The organism is Enterococcus sp. AZ062, assembly GCF_051715065.1.
Lineage (GTDB): Bacteria > Bacillota > Bacilli > Lactobacillales > Enterococcaceae > Enterococcus_B > Enterococcus_B mundtii.
The window spans coordinates 2985560-3001282 of record NZ_JBIOTB010000001.1; the positions used below are offsets into that span (position 1 = coordinate 2985560).

Annotated in this window: 15 protein-coding genes; 5 read left to right on the top strand and 10 right to left on the bottom strand. The window is 39.8% G+C overall.

What is annotated here, in order from left to right; translation table 11 throughout:
• The first annotated feature begins 2 nt into the window (after nt 1–2).
• Nucleotides 3–689, top strand: coding sequence for a rhamnogalacturonan acetylesterase (locus IGJ00_RS13880; RefSeq protein WP_176285351.1), 687 nt, complete (start codon nt 3–5; stop codon nt 687–689).
• A 234-nt stretch (nt 690–923) separates the two neighbouring features.
• On the opposite strand, the gene IGJ00_RS13885 is transcribed toward IGJ00_RS13880, so the two are convergent.
• The 3 genes from IGJ00_RS13885 to IGJ00_RS13895 form a co-directional block, all read right to left on the bottom strand.
• A complete protein-coding gene (locus tag IGJ00_RS13885) occupies nt 924–1454 on the bottom strand; it encodes a hypothetical protein (protein ID WP_086335587.1) in 531 nt (176 codons plus the stop codon).
• 173 nt (nt 1455–1627) lie between these two features.
• Entirely contained in the window at nt 1628–1969 is a 342-nt protein-coding gene (locus tag IGJ00_RS13890; protein ID WP_010734167.1) for a YlbF family regulator, read from the bottom strand.
• A 67-nt stretch (nt 1970–2036) separates the two neighbouring features.
• Nucleotides 2037–4211, bottom strand: a complete 2175-nt coding sequence (locus IGJ00_RS13895) for a PBP1A family penicillin-binding protein (RefSeq protein ID WP_074801345.1) — start codon at nt 4209–4211, stop codon at nt 2037–2039.
• A gap of 209 nt (nt 4212–4420) precedes the next feature.
• Here IGJ00_RS13895 and IGJ00_RS13900 point away from each other — a divergent pair, with 209 nt between their 5' ends.
• A complete protein-coding gene (locus IGJ00_RS13900; RefSeq protein WP_074801348.1) occupies nt 4421–5275 on the top strand; it encodes an RluA family pseudouridine synthase in 855 nt (284 codons plus the stop codon).
• A 160-nt stretch (nt 5276–5435) separates the two neighbouring features.
• The gene (locus IGJ00_RS13905) at nt 5436–5897 is read left to right on the top strand and encodes a GyrI-like domain-containing protein (RefSeq protein WP_438844540.1); all 462 of its coding nucleotides are present in this window, start codon (nt 5436–5438) and stop codon (nt 5895–5897) included.
• Between the two features lie 42 nt (nt 5898–5939).
• On the opposite strand, the gene IGJ00_RS13910 is transcribed toward IGJ00_RS13905, so the two are convergent.
• The 5 genes from IGJ00_RS13910 to IGJ00_RS13930 all read right to left on the bottom strand — a co-directional run bounded on the left by IGJ00_RS13910 (nt 5940) and on the right by IGJ00_RS13930 (nt 11478).
• Nucleotides 5940–6209, bottom strand: a complete 270-nt coding sequence (locus tag IGJ00_RS13910) for a type II toxin-antitoxin system RelE family toxin (RefSeq protein WP_019723048.1) — start codon at nt 6207–6209, stop codon at nt 5940–5942.
• A complete protein-coding gene (relB, locus tag IGJ00_RS13915) occupies nt 6199–6432 on the bottom strand; it encodes a type II toxin-antitoxin system RelB family antitoxin (protein WP_019723047.1) in 234 nt (77 codons plus the stop codon). The genes IGJ00_RS13910 and relB overlap by 11 nt, the downstream gene beginning before the upstream one ends.
• 184 nt (nt 6433–6616) lie before the next feature.
• Nucleotides 6617–7489: an ROK family protein gene (locus tag IGJ00_RS13920; protein ID WP_074801357.1), complete on the bottom strand. Its 873-nt coding sequence runs from the start codon at nt 7487–7489 to the stop codon at nt 6617–6619.
• 3 nt (nt 7490–7492) lie between these two features.
• Nucleotides 7493–10174, bottom strand: a complete 2682-nt coding sequence (locus tag IGJ00_RS13925; RefSeq protein ID WP_438844541.1) for an alpha-mannosidase — start codon at nt 10172–10174, stop codon at nt 7493–7495.
• A gap of 14 nt (nt 10175–10188) precedes the next feature.
• Nucleotides 10189–11478, bottom strand: coding sequence for a glycoside hydrolase family 125 protein (locus IGJ00_RS13930; protein ID WP_438844542.1), 1290 nt, complete (start codon nt 11476–11478; stop codon nt 10189–10191).
• A 150-nt stretch (nt 11479–11628) separates the two neighbouring features.
• On the opposite strand from IGJ00_RS13930, the gene IGJ00_RS13935 reads away from it, so the two are divergent.
• Nucleotides 11629–12696 (top strand): GntR family transcriptional regulator, encoded by a 1068-nt coding sequence (locus tag IGJ00_RS13935; RefSeq protein ID WP_272018025.1) that lies wholly within the window; start codon nt 11629–11631, stop codon nt 12694–12696.
• A complete protein-coding gene (locus IGJ00_RS13940) occupies nt 12677–14848 on the top strand; it encodes a GH92 family glycosyl hydrolase (RefSeq protein WP_438844543.1) in 2172 nt (723 codons plus the stop codon). Before IGJ00_RS13935 ends, IGJ00_RS13940 begins: the two co-directional genes overlap by 20 nt.
• A 281-nt stretch (nt 14849–15129) precedes the next feature.
• On the opposite strand, the gene IGJ00_RS13945 is transcribed toward IGJ00_RS13940, so the two are convergent.
• Nucleotides 15130–15204, bottom strand: coding sequence for a putative holin-like toxin (locus IGJ00_RS13945; RefSeq protein ID WP_229054132.1), 75 nt, complete (start codon nt 15202–15204; stop codon nt 15130–15132).
• A gap of 408 nt (nt 15205–15612) precedes the next feature.
• Complete coding sequence (locus IGJ00_RS13950) at nt 15613–15687, bottom strand: putative holin-like toxin (RefSeq protein WP_229054132.1); 75 nt, start codon at nt 15685–15687, stop codon at nt 15613–15615.
• Between the last annotated feature and the right edge of the window lie 36 nt (nt 15688–15723).

Sequence of the window (15723 nt, forward strand, 5' to 3'; positions counted from 1 at the left end):
CTATGCAAACGATCCATATCGCAGGCGATTCCACTGCTTCAATCAAAAACCTGACTGCTCGACCAGAGACCGGCTGGGGAGAAGTCCTCGGTAAATACTTCCAACCTAAGATTCGGATAAACAACCGAGCAAAAAATGGCCGTAGTTCAAAATCATTCATTGAAGAAGGACGATTCACTTGCTTGAAAGAAGAATTTCAAGCGGGAGACTTTTTACTGATCCAGTTTGGCCACAACGACCAAAAAATCACTGAAGCAAAAGGAACAGAACCATTTGGTGGGTATCTGGAGGCACTTGATATCTATGCGCAAACAGCCTTATCCTTAAATGTACAGCCAATTTTCTTGACCCCTGTCACACGACGCCTTTACTTAAAAAATGGGGAATTAGATCCGAACTGCTTAGGAGAATATCCAAACGCAATGAGGCAATTCGCAGAAAAAAATAACTACCCTATTTTGGATGTTTTTACTCGATCACAAACTACTCTTCAACAGTATACGCAAGAAGAAACAAAAAAATTCTACTTGCATTTACCAGTTGATACTTATGAAAATTATCCCTCAGGCCTTTGTGACAACACCCATTTTAGTCCAGAAGGCGCTGCTTTAGTCGCTCAACTCGTCGTTGAACTACTAAAAGAAACAGATTTTTCATTAGTAAATTACCTTGAAACCTCTTCTATCTAAAACTCGATTCAAAGAATTTACAATTTTCCCCAGACAAAGCGTGTCTGAGACATTAGGACTCTCGCCCCCCTAAAACCGAATAAACGGCGGGAACAGAAGTAACCTCTTCGAAAAATAAGGAGCCACCCACAAAAATTTTAAAAACAATTTTCGTGGATGGCGCCTTATTTCTTGAGGCTAAACACTTCTGTCCCGACCTCATTCAGTCTATTAAATTATGACTCACCGACACAATCAAAGACTTTGTGTTTGATTGTTATTCTTTGGTTTTTCCGCTAGCGAAGGCCTTCTAGACGTAATTGCCAAGCTGACACCCTCTTTTAATTTTTCAAACATAAAAAGATCTTTATTTTCTATTTGTGGACTTTGGCGGATTTCTTGAAAGATCATTCGTTGGTCTTTCACCGTATAACGTGCATATTCGTGGATATAACGATGAGTTATCATGAGCGAAAGAAGAGAAAAAGGCGTGTGGTTCTTTTGTTTTTCTGTTAACCGCTGGTAAATGACTCGATCCAGTTTTTCTGCCCAAATCAAACTGTTTTGATAATGCTCGAAATGCGTTTTTGTGGATACCCAACGAAAATGTTTATCATAGGCCCATGAATCTTCGACAAGTTGATGTTTCATTTTTTTTAGTGTCTGTAGTAACTCTTTTGTTCGTTTATGTAGAATAAATTGATTGAAAAGTGCTAAGTCAAAAGGTTTTGTAACATTCAATTCTTTAATAGGTGCGTTAATTTCAATTGCCATTTTTTTTCGCATAGGTTCACATCCTCTCATTTGTTTATTGGTGTCTTTCTGCAACTTAATGATAACAAAGGATGATCCTTGCCTGTCCATCACTTTTTCTCCTGAAAGAAAAAATTGTTTTTTATAAAAAAAACTGGCATGAAATCCTTTAGAGATTTCATGCCAGAGAGTTATTTTGCTGATGACTATTCGCTGTACAAGTCGCGTACTGGTGTCATGATGATACGGTTCAAATCATTGATGATCGTGCTGAATCCTTGTTCTTTTTGCATCAAGTCATTGATAACTTCTTCTGTTTGGATTTTCATTGCCATTTCTTGGGCTCTGGCAGCATCTTCATCGCTGAATTCTTGTCCGCTCATTTGTTTTTCTTGTAATTCGATTTGCATTGCTTGGAAATCTTTGAATAGTTGATGTGCTTCTTCATTCGCTTTTACTTTTGCATAAGCTTCTTCTAGCTCTTTGAATTCTTTTAGTTCACGAATCTCACGTTCGATTTGATTTGCACTATCATAAATATTTGACATACGGAGGCCTCTTTTCTTCTATTTAATAAACTCTATTGTAACATGAGGTGATTCGTTTTCAAAGTGCCTACTCTCCCTGGAATCGACGCCATAGATCTCGTGTTGCATCACCGATACCTTGTACGCCTTCTCTCAGCATATCACCAAAATTCCTTAGACCGTCTTTCGCTTGTTCGCCATAACGATCTAAATTGTCTTGCCAGTTCCCCTGATTCTCTTCATTGGTTTGTGAATTATCTGGTACTTGATCTGCTGGGACGACTTGACCACCGGTAGCATAGGCATCCGCAACATTGAATCTTGTTTGCTCAGTGTAAGGCAAGATGCCTTCTGCTGCCGATTTGAAGACTTTCCCCACCACATTGCCACTTGTACCTTCTAAGTAGTGAAGTTCACTCGTTTCTTCAAATCCCAACCAAGTAGAGATGACTACATCTGGGGTATATCCAACAATCCATTGGTCATTCGCTTTTGTTGCATCAAAATTGGTTTCTGTCGTTCCTGTTTTTCCTGCCACCGTATAACCATATGGATTCGCTGCAACACCCGTTCCATTTGAGAACGTACCTAGTAACATGCTGGTCATTTGGTTCGCCGTTTCTTCGGAAATGACCTGCTTTGGTTTACTGTTGGTATTATCAACGATGACTGCTCCAGTAGAGTCAACGATCTTGGTGATCAAATGCGGTGTATACATCTTCCCATTATTGGCAAATGAACCATAAGCCCCCGCCATAGTCATAGGAGATACCCCATTTTTCAAACCACCTAACGCTAACCCATAATACTTGTCTGAATCAGCTAAAGGTAAGCCAAATTCTTTTGTCTTATCAAAGCCTTTTTGAAGACCGATCTCATGAAGTAACCACACAGCTGGTAAATTCAAGCTTTGAGCAACCGCTTGATACATCGGTACTTCCCCTTGATAGGTCCCATCAAAGTTGTGTGCATCATAATAAGATTGTGGTTTATCTTCAAGAATACTTGACGGTGTATAGCCAGCTTCTAATGCGGGAGCAAACACACTAAGCGGTTTGATCGATGAACCAGGTGAACGTTTCATCTGCGTCGCAAAGTTGAATCCTCTAAAGACATGTTCCCCACGTCGACCAACGAGCGCTGCAACCCCGCCTGTTTTCGGATCTAGTGCAACTGAACCTGATTGGACCATGGCACCATCTGTCGCATTTGGAGGGAATAACGCATCATTTTGATAAGTCGCTTCTAGTTGTTGCTGATAATTCTGATTCAATGACGTATAGATTTTATAGCCTTTATTCATGACATCTGCTTCATCTAAGCCATATTCACTAACAGCTTCATCAATCACTGCATCAAAATAATAAGGATAACGATAACCAGACTCCGAACCAGTATACGTATCATTCAAATAGTGCGTGATGTCCGTTTGAGACTCAGCAGTTGCTTGTTCTTCACTGATTTTACCATTTTCTGCCATCACACTTAGCACTGTGTTTTTCCGATTATTGGCATTTCCCGGATGATCGATTGGGTTGTAGATACCAGGCCCCTTTAGCATCCCCGCTAACGTAGCAGCTTCAGACAGAGTGACATTGTTAGCATCCACTCCGAAATAGCGTCTAGAGGCATCTTGCACGCCCCAAACCCCATTACCAAAATAGGCATTGTTCAGATACATCGTTAAAATTTCTTCTTTGCTGTACTTCTTCTCGATCTCAATCGCTAGAAAAAGTTCTTTTGCTTTTCGGTCAAACGTTTGATCTAGTGTAAGATACGCATTTTTGGCTAACTGTTGGGTAATTGTACTTCCGCCACCCCCGCCTGTACCACCAGATGTAATCATCCTTACTGCTGCTCTGGCAATCCCTTTGATATCAAAACCAGGATGTTGATAAAAATTCCGGTCTTCGGTCGAAATAACGGCATCTTGGATCAATGGAGAAATCGCATCTAACTCCACATAAGACCCTTTTTGCGCATACAACGTCCCAGCCTCTTCATTATTTTTATCATAGATCACGGTCGATTGACTCAAACCAGATTTCAGTGTTTCAACATTCGCTTGTTTTGCTAATACAAATAGATAAATACTCGTGATCAATACGAAGATCAGTCCGATCAGTAAAATCAACTTGTTGATATGATATTTTTTCCAAATGCGCTTGCGCCAGCGATGGAATTGTCCAAGGTAAGGCTTAATCCATCGCCAAAAACTGATGAGCGCAGTTTTTATTCTTCCTAACATGCTCTGAAAATCCATTCACTTCTTCTCCTGTCTATTGATCTCATTCTTCTCATTTTAACATAACTAATTATGCGTGACGTCCTGCTTGAGATGTAGGTGTACGCTTTGTTTATTCACAATGTGGATAGTTTAGCATATGAAATGACAGAAATTTTCCATTTTTTTCTTAAATATCTGTTAAAAATGTTACAATGAATCTGAATTTCAATGAAAGGTGTGAGCATGTGGACATCACGATCACGTTACCTGAATCTCATCCAACGATGACGATTCGAGAATTACTAGAAAACGAGTGGCTTGTACCAAGAAAAGTCCGTCACTTTTTGCGTATACGTAAAAACGTCTTAGTGAATCGCGAACCTGTTTTATTCCATCACGAAGCAAAAGCTGGGGACCAGATCACTTTGCACTTTGAGGAAACTGACTATAGTTACCAAGATGTTCAATTGGGGGAAGCAACAAAAGTCAGCGTGTTGTACGAGGACGAGCACTTGATCATTGTTAATAAACCAGTCGGTATCAAAACGCATCCGAATGAACCGACGGAAACGAATACGTTATTGAATCATCTGGCTGCTTACTTAGCTCAAAAAAACCAACGTCCATATGTCGTTCACCGATTAGACAAAGAAACAAGCGGGGCTGTTCTATTCGCTAAAAATCCTTTTATTTTGCCTATTTTAGGTAGAATGTTGGAACAGAAAAAAATCTACCGCCGTTATCAAGCCGTTGTCTGGGGTAAAATTTCTCAAGATGTAACAATCACAGACAAAATCGGCAGAGATCGTCATGATCGTCGCAAACGAGTGGTCGATCCAAGAAATGGGCAACCAGCCAGCACACATGTCCAAGTCGCCGAAGTTTCGGCAGATAAAACAAAGGTCTATTGTGTCCTAGATACAGGGAGGACGCATCAAATCCGCGTACACTTAGCGCATCAAGGCCACCCCATTGTTGGTGACCCGCTCTATCAAACGAAGTTAGCGAAACGTTTGATGCTCCATGCGTTGGAACTCCATATGACCCATCCATTTACACAAGAAAAAATCATTGCACGAGCATTGCCGGGATTATGGTAAACACTTGAAAATAGTCATAAAAAAAGCTGAGATTTGGGAACTTAATACGGTCCCGATTCTCAGTTTTTTCCTATTTCTATCAAAAAATATAAATCGACAGTAAGCATCTATATGTTTCACTTACATTATATGTATATAAAACATCAAGGAAATCATTCATATGAATATTGAAAGAACTAACCTTTCGTCACAAATTGCTGTAGCAACCAAAGCGACTGCTGTTACTATGGAGAACATGACCGCTGCAATAGATACTGGCTATGAAAAATTGATGCAAGCTGTTGCCCAACAAGGTGCCCAACTGATTAGCGCCCCCTACTGTGCTTATCTGAATAGCAACGAAGACTTTACCGTCTTTGACATTGAGTTAGGGATTCCTATCAATACAGCTATTTCTGCAAGTGATGAGGTGTATATGAGTCAAACGTATGGTGGAAAAGCCGTTATTGCCACACATCAAGATTCTTACGCCACACTTGAGGCAACATATGAGGCAATGCTGGTTTATCTCCAAGAAAATCATTTGGAAAGTACAGGCGTTTATTATGATTACTATCTAAGTAATCCGCTTGATACACCGGAAGACCAATTATTGACACAAGTTGTTTTTCCAATCAATTAAGTTCGGATTCATGTTGCTCCAAACCAGTCTCATTTGCAACGATTATTTCTTGTAAATAATACTTCTATGACCAATAGCAAATATTTCAATTATAATTTCAGAGTCAATTATATTTGCTAGTATGCGATAATTCCCAATGCGGTACCGCCACTCACCACCTCGATTTCCCGTCAATCCTTTACCGTGTTGTCGAGGGGTGCTGGTTCCTTCCAAATTTTTTCTAATCCAAGCAACGATTATTCTTGCTTGATTTCGATCCATCTTTCTTAACTGTTTCTGCGCTTGAGGCATATAGATAACTTTATACTTCATCTAACAACTTCTCCATGTCAGACTGAGAAATCCCCTTCTCTTTTTTCTTTTTAGAAAGTGCCATTGCATCTTTTAATAATTTTAAATCAATCTCATCTTCGATTTTATCAAGTACTGAAGTCCTGTAAAGTTCCGTCAATGATGAGTTATGTGCTTTAGCATATTCTGCTACTAGTTCTTTTTCATCATCTGGAATTCTAAATGTAATTGTGGATTGTCCCATAATCTACCCCTCCCTCTAATTTGTAACAACATCGTACTAAAAATACATTCTTTTGTCAACACAACGTTAGTACGTAACATATAGAATAAAAAAGAACGGCTACCAATAATGACAGTCGTTCTCTATACCTATTTTTATTCAAGTTTCCATCTAAAAATTAAAAGTCGCTATTTTCTTCTTAGATTTATGCAAATGCGTTTGCTTCTCGATGTGCCTTTTCCGCTAACAGCAGACTTCCAATGATCCCACTTTCATTCGGCATGCCCCATTGAACAATATACTCATCTACTGGCGGTGTTTCCATGTAACCAGCCATCAATGTCATAAATTGTTCTCTCACTTTTTGTAGTAAGTGTGCTTGATTCATGACACCACCACCTAAAATGATTTTTTCTGGCGCTAACGTCAATGTATAATTGACTAATGCTTGTGCAAGATAATATGCTTGGATATCCCAGACAGGATGATCCTCAGGTAAATTTTGTCCTTTGATTCCTGTACGTGCTTCGATCGATGGTCCAGCAGCTAATCCTTCTAAACAGTCTTTATGGAAAGGGCAAGTTCCTTCGTAGTTGTCTTCTGGATGACGTTTGACCATGATGTGTCCCATTTCCGGATGCGCACTACCAGAAAGGATATCGCTATTCAACACGACTCCGCCACCAATACCTGTGCCGACAGTCAAATAGATGCAGCTATTTTTACCTTGCGCCGCCCCTTTCAACAATTCGCCATATGCCGCAGCATTGACGTCGGTTGTCCATGCCAAAGGAACGTCGTATCGTTGTTTGATGCTTCCTAAGAAATCAAAATCTCGCCATCCTTGTTTAGGCGTAGCTAAGACATAGCCATAACGCTCATTGGTTGGATCAATACCGATGGGGCCAAAGGAACCGATTCCAATTGCTTCTAATTCAAAACGATCAAAGAAATCAAATACTAACGCCAACGTTTCCTCTGGTAAAGTTGTCGGTACACTGATTTTTTCAATGATTTCTCCCTGATTTGATACTGCACAAATAAATTTTGTTCCACCTGCTTCTATTCCACCATACATCAATTATTCCTCCTCAAAGCCGACTGTCCGAATCTCATAAGGCTGGAGCATTTCGTCAATCGTCTCTTGACATTCTTCTTCAAGGAGATTCAACCGTTTGCCTTTTTTGCCATTTTTCATCAAATGTAACGATTCTAAATGACTAGACATATTGAATCCTCTCGCTACTAGTTTATCATTAAGTTTGCTTCGTTTCAAAGCAGTAATTGCAAACGTTTCCCCTTCGATTGATAAATATTGTTTTTTCGGTGATAGTTTGCCTACTTGATTGGACAATTGCTTTGTCGAAAATGGAATTTGAGCTGCATAAGCATGTTTGTATGTGTCAAATTTATCTTTTCCGGAGTGAACCTCTAAACTGTAATCGAATTGGTGAACACCTAAACACTGTGCCTCCGGTGTCGGGAAATAACCCCAGTCGCCCATCTCACCGACGCAACGCAGTAATGTCACCGCAATAGTTTTTCCATCCAAGATTTCATATTCATTCAAACCAAAATTACCAATCGTTATCCCTTGGCTTTCATCCCCTAATTGGACAAAGGCATGTTGATGCTGGGGATTGGTCGGGTTCTCCCAACTTGCAGAGACTTGATTTGGACGAGCTACGACTTCAAAAATACTATCTGCTTCGTGTTGTTCCACATGTAACTTCGTCGGGAATAAGACACGTAAGCGATGATCTTTCATCTGATTGTCGATAGTTGTTTTAAAATCGATCTTTTTGCTCTCTGCACGCAACGTAATCAGTGTTGTGATTGTCAGTGGCTTTGTTTCTTTTGCGCGTTGGGCTTGTCTAAAGCGGAACTCTCGTACCATTTGTTGCTCTTTTTCTAACCGAGCATCTGCAGAAATAGGGATGTCAATGGTTTGAGTTAGCTTGATTTGAGCGATTTCAGATGTATCCTTGATGATCTCAACAGTACTTGTCGGTTGGTCTTTTGAAAGAATCGCTTTTTCATTCTCTGGTTGCTTGAAGATATATTCGTTACCGATGTCACCGACGTCTTCAAATGTCAATAACTCTTCAAATTCTTGCCCGGTCGTTTTATCCAATAAGGTCAATGTCCCATTTTGCTCAATGGATACATGCACGAATTGATTTTCAATACAACGTCCTGCTTGAGTAATCATCGACTCTTGTTTTTCATCCGCAACTCCTTCAACTAAAGCGAATGTTTCCCAAGAAAATGCGGGCATTTCATCAATTGGCAGTTCAATCGTGACATTTCTTGCCATATACGGAACCCTAAAGCGATCTTTCGGTAAATCATAGCCAAATGATACAACTTCTTCAGAAACCAAAGCTGGGATCTGTTTTTTGTCAGACGTTTCCACATGGTAGTATTTCTTAGGTTGCTCCGCCAATTCTTGATATAGCTCCTCTGGAATCCCTTCTGCAAATCGTTTTCGTTCCAACTCTAAAGTGATTACGGCTGACCCTGTTTTGGGCATTCCAGCGGTATTAAAAACGACAAAAGGATAACTTTCCTTCGAAAATCCACTGGTATCAATAGCTGTTGCCAGTTGATCCAATGCTTCTTGTGCTAAAAATCTCCCCACTTCATTGGCTTTTTCAAAACGCGGGATCATTTCTCGATGTACGGAGTCAACTGAGCATCCGCAAATGCTATCATGAGGATGGTTTTGCATCAGTGTTTTCCAAGCATAATCTAATTGATCGTGGGGATACTTTCCTGTCACTTCATACGCCATCGTTGCTAAAGGTTCTGTGACATTTTCAAGTTGACGCTGTACTTTTGTGTTCCACTGTTTGAGATAAACTCTCGCAGAAGCTGTATTGGCTAACGTATACCAGCCATCGGTTTCTTGACTCGTCAATTCTCCTTCAACTGCGCCAAGATCCTGAGGAAGATCCTGTTGTACAGTTGCTAGATAATCCGTAAAGTTGGAATGAATAAATTCATATTCAGGATACAATTCATTGGCTAATCGAATTGCTTTTGTTATATCTTTTTGTACAGGCTGGTGATCCACCCCATTCATCATCAGTAAATGGTCCGTTGACGCATATTGCTCGGCATCTGCTAACTTCTGATCCCAAAAACGAATCGCAGCCTCTTTCTCAGCTGGAATCTCATTCCCATTACTGTACCAGTTGGCAAACAATAACCCAAAAATCTCCGTTTGATCAGGACCTTTCCACCACATCTCAGAATATTGTGACGAATAGTTCTCAGCTTCTAGTACTTGATTATCAAAGCCAATCGGTTTCACCCCACGACCAAACGCAGCAGCTTCTAGTCCTACTTGCTTCATCATTTGTGGCGTTTGTCCCATATTGCCAAAGGTATCAGGGAAATAACCTAGCATGACCGGCGTTCCCCATTTGCGACTTTCTTCCATACCGATCAACATATTCCGAACATTTGACTCTGAGCTAATTAAAAAATCATCCTGTAAAATATAAAATGGTCCAATCCGTAATTTCCCTGCATCGATGGCTTGTTGGATTGCTTCTCTTTTTTCAGGACGTACTTGTAGATAGTCATCTAAAATAATGGTTTGTCCATCTAAATGAAAGCTGTTGAAGTCTGGATCGGTTTCAAACAGCTCCAACAAATCATCCATTAACTCCACTAATCGCATGTGATGTTGCTCATATGCCATGTACCACTCACGATCCCAATGGCTATGAGAAATGATATACACTTTTTTCTTCATATCTATTCTCCTCCTTATTTTTCCACTCGGATATCAAAGTAATCCATGACTAACTCACAAAACATCATGTTTGCCCAAGAAAACCACTCTCTTGTATAGTTTTGCGGGTTGTCCACATCAAAACCTTCGTGCATCAAGTGTGTCCCTGCATCGGTCGCTACTAGTAAGTCAAGGATTCGTTCTTTTTCTTGTTTGTCTTCTGTCGTCATTCCTTCCATCGCTAGGGCGATTGGCCAAATATAATTCTCGGGCGTATGCGAAGAACCAATTCCTTTTGCATACTTCCCTTCATAATAGTAAGGATTCTCTTCACTTAACAAAGTGTTTCGCGTATTTATATAGTGTTCATCTGTACTGGAGCAATAACCCAAATAAGGTGCTGAAATCAAATTAGGCACATTGCTATCGTCCATTAATGAGGCATTCCCTAAGCCGTCTACTTCATATGCATAAATCGTTTCACCTTGTTGATTTTCGATTTTTCCATAGGTGGCAATCCCCTCTTGGATGGCTGTTTTTAAGTCGTTTGCTTTTGCAACGATTTCTTGGTCTTCAAGAATTGAGGTAAAAATCTCTTCCACATATCCTAGAATAACTACAGCAAACATATTGGATGGGACAAGGTAGCCATATTGACAGGCATCATCGCTCGGACGAAATCCTGACCAAGTCATGCCCGTGGGCGCAATTGCCGATCCACGTCCCTCGTTGACTAACGTATCTTCTTTTCTTGTGGTGTCTCTTGTAAAGGTGTAAGGCGATTGTCGATGGTCTTGTTCTACTTGGAAAACTTCTAAGATTTTTTTAATTCCCTCAATAAATGAGTAGTCAAATTGATCTGTACGTCCGGTATTCTTGTAAAGTAAATAAGCTAGTTGAACAGGGTAGCATAAAGAATCGATTTCATATTTTCTTTCCCAGATCCACTCGTTCATTTGAGTGTGATCGGTTTGATACCCTGCGCCATTTGCTTGTTCATTGAACGCATTTGCATATGGATCGATCGTGATATAGTAAAATTGCTTTTTGACTAACCCACTGATCATGTCAGCTAAATCTTCATCCTCTTTCGCAATCACTAAATAAGGACGAACCTGCGCGGTGGAATCACGTAACCACATTGCAGGGATATCTCCTGTGAGTAGAAAAATTGTCCCATCCTCTTGCCTTTTGACTGTGGTCAATAACGTATTCGCAAAGGCAGAAGAAAAATTCTTAGCCCAATCTGCATGCTCTTCTCCACATTTTTGTATCATGTCATCCATAAATCGCTTCACTGAATTAGGTATATCTTTATAAGCCATATTATATAAACTCCCTTTTATTTGATATGTCATTATGGATTATACCTACTTATACTATAAATGTCTACGCTTTCAATAAACTTTTTTCTATTTACTTTTTCAATTATTATGCTATGATTTAGTTATGATATATCATTAAGAGGTGTAATTATGGAGCAACCATTATATAAAACAATATTTTTAGCGCTAGAAAAAGCAATACATGATGGAACTTTACCTGTCGACAGTCAAGTTCCCACTGAAAAAGAACTATCCCAACAATACAATGTTAGTCGGATCACATCCAAACGGGCATTGACAGAATTAGAACAACTAGGATTGATTTATCGTGTACGCGGAAAAGGAAGTTTTGTTAAAGCTCCCAAAAAAGGTGTTCCTTCACGTAGTCTCTCTACTCAAAAAAGAATCTTATTTCTTTTGCCTTACTTGTCTGATTTATCCGTGGGTGACTTTACTCAGGGCTTGAATCCAATCATGCAAGAACATCAATTCGAGGTCATGATGACGACTTTAGATTTTTTAGAAACAAAGACAGCCAATGATCTGATGCAAGAATTTGATGGCTTGATTTATTATGCTTTTGAAACAGATCAACATCTTGACTTGCTTTTTGAGCTTTCCTTAAAAGACTTTCCAGTGCTCATGCTAGATAAAAAAATATATGAGTTACCTTTTCCAACTGTCTTATCGGATAACTTTCAAGGTGGTTCTTTAGCAACCAATCAGCTGATTGAACAAGGTCACAAAAAAATTGCTTATCTTTTTGGCGATTTATCCCATCCACAATCCGTGAGACAACGCTATCTCGGTTATCTTGAAGCACTGAATAAAGCAGAGTTATCGTTCCATACTGCATTAAATGATCCAATGGCGACCACTAATGAATTAGCTAACTATATTCATACACATGGCGTTACAGCGTTTGTTTGTGAGAATGACTTAGTGGCAATTCAAGCAATGACTACGTTAAAACAATTGGGTTACACCATTCCCAATGATTTTTCCGTCATTGGGTTCGATGATATCCAAGCTGCTGCTTTGGTTGATCCGCCTTTAACAACGATTGCCCAAGATTTTCTCCAATTAGGCGAACTTGCGGGCAAAGCGATGATCCAGTGGTTACAAACAAAAGAAAAACCGACTGACATCAAACATCCTGTTACTTTGATCCAACGACAATCGACAAAGGAGTATACACATGGACATTCAACAAATTGATACACGTCATGGCACTGCGAATCAAGCCAACTTTTCTAATGGGAATTGCCTGCCTTATACAGGCGTTCCTTTTGGTATGAACTATTTTGCCCCACAGACAAATGAACAAAGAGGTAGTTGGTGGTTTCACCCCGATGACCGGATTTTCCAAGGCTATCGTTTGACTCATCAACCTAGTCCTTGGATGGGGGATTTCAGCCACTTTTTGATGACTCCGTTCAGTGGAGTATTACAAGAACCCACGGTGTTCCATGCCCAAAGTTCGTATCGCCCAGAAGAATGTACTTTTTGTCCCACCCACCTTTCCATTGACCAATTGCGTTACGGTATTCAATCGACATTAATCCCTAGTATGTATGGCGGCATCCTTTCCATCGCTTACCAACAAAATGATAGCGGTTTATTACTAACTTTTCCTGGCCGTTTCCGTCTTACTGCAAAAGATGCCTACACACTAGAAGGCCAAGTCACTCATTTTGCGGGCGCAGAAGATCCGAATTTCACTTTTTATTTTGTTTTGAGTCTCGATCAGCCTCTGACAAGTAGTGAACTCGAGCATTCTAGTGAAAAAGCAGACACTGTAGCTCTTAATTTTGGTCATATCAAGCAACAGAAGATTCGGCTAGGGACGTCATTCATCAGTAATGAGCAAGCTCACCACAATTTGGAACAAGAGCAAGAAAAACAAGAAAAAGACTATCTTTTAGACAGTCGGGAGCAATGGCAAAACTACTTTGATCGAATCAAAATCAACCATCATGATCAAAAACAAACGCAAACGTTCTATCACAATTTATATCGGACATTCCTATTCCCACAAACCTTTTACGAAATTGATCCAGAAGGAAAAAAAATCCATTATGATACCACTAGTTGTACAGTAAAAAATGGGATTCTTTATACAAATAATGGTTTTTGGGATACGTACAAAACGGTTTACCCACTCTTTTCATTGATTGCGGTCGAAAAATATGAAGAGATGTTGGAAGGTTTTTTAAACAGTTATCGAGAAACTGGCTTCTTACCTAAATGGCTTTCTCCAGATGAACGAGGTCTCATGCCTGGAACATTGATCGATGCAGTGATCGCTGATGCTGCCATCAAAGGTATCGGCAGTCAGAATATGCCGGAATTTTTAGAAGCCATGAAAAAAGGGGCGACAGTTCAAAGCGATCAACAAAATTATGGTCGCCAAGGGACAATCGATTATTTGAAGTATGGCTACGTGCCAAACCATTACCATGAATCGATCAATCACACACTTGATTATGCCTACAGTGATTTTTGTATCAGTCAAGTTGCTCAAACACTAGCTGATGTTGAAACAACTCATCACTATCAGCAACAATCCATGAACTATCGCAATGTTTTTGATACAACAACTGGTTTTATGCGTTCAAAAGACTGCTCAGGACAATTCCGTCCTGATTTCTCCTCTATCTCTTGGGGCACAGATTACGCAGAAGGAAGTGCATGGCAAAGTAGTTTTGCTGTTTTCCATGACTTTGCAGGACTGATCGAAGCGCATGGTGGAAAACAAGCTTTTGAGAACAAATTAGTTGAATTATGTAATCAACCGCCTAAGTTTGAAGTCGGTGGTTATGGGTTTGAAATCCATGAAATGAGTGAGATGGCAGCAACTGAATTTGGACAATTAGCCATCTCTAATCAACCAAGTTTTCACTACCCTTATCTTTTCCATTACCTTGGGAAACCCGAAATGGCACAACCTTTGATCAAACAGTTGCTTACGCAACTTTTCGATGCATCACCTACTGGCTATCCTGGCGACGAGGATAATGGCAGTATGGCCGCTTGGTATATCTTTAACAGTTTAGGTTTTTACCCAGTTACACCTGGAACCGGTGAGTATGTCATTGGTATCCCACTGTTTGATCAAGTGATCTTAACACTTTCAAACGGCAATCAATTGACTATCCATGCTACGCCTAATCAGCCCCAACAACAGTTTATTCACCATGTAAGTCGAGATGGCTACACTTATGAAAAGCTATATTTTACTCATAAAGATTTACTAAACGGTGGCACGATCAACTACCATTTAGGCATTGTTCCTCATACTAAAACTTATTCAGAGGATAGCTTGCCTTATTCTTTAAGTCGCCAAGAATCATATCAGTGGTTCAGCTAGAAAAGAAGCGTGGTTAAGGAAGCTTCTACCCCAGTGCTTACTCTGTAGTTAATTCCATTTGCCACCCTCTTCAGCACTAATTTTAGAGAATGTGCGACTTCATTAGGACTTTATTGAATGATTGATTTCACTCATGACTCGTTGTTTACAGATGACTCGTTGAGATGCTATACTAATGAAAAGAAGCGATGCGTGAACATCGCTTCAATGTAGCCGTTTTGTGGTAGCATGTTTTGAGCTAAAATAAACCCGTCAACTTCTGCTAAAAGTTTATGACGGGTTTATTTTTTATCGCTTTTGCTTATTGTCAGCATAATGCCAACAAGCGCAAGCATCAACGATCCGAACTGGATCATCAATGCCAGTGCTTCCGCAACAGACAAAAGGCTACTCCCTTCGTTGAAGTAGGAAAATGCTCATAGGCATCACCCCCTGAGTAGCTACCATCATAAACAATCTACATGGTTTATTTTACCATATTTCCTTTCACATATTTTCATTTTTTGTTTTTTTATATGATTGTTTTTACTTATTCAATCATATAAAAAAAGAATATAAGAGAACAGCATCCGCACGCACTATGTTTTTTTATTTCCTTACTCAAATGATTTTTTATCCATGACTCTTTATTTACAAATGACTCGCTAAGATGCTATACTAAAGAAAAGAAGCGATGCGTGAACATCGCTTCAATGTAGCCGTTTTGTGGTAGCAAAATTTTACGTAGTAAACCCGTCAACTTCTGCTAAAAGTTTATGACGGGTTTATTTTTTATCGCTTTTGCTTATTGTCAGCATAATGCCAACAAGCGCAAGCATCAACGATCCGAACTGGATCATCAATGCCAGTGCTTCCGCAACAGACAAAAGGCTACT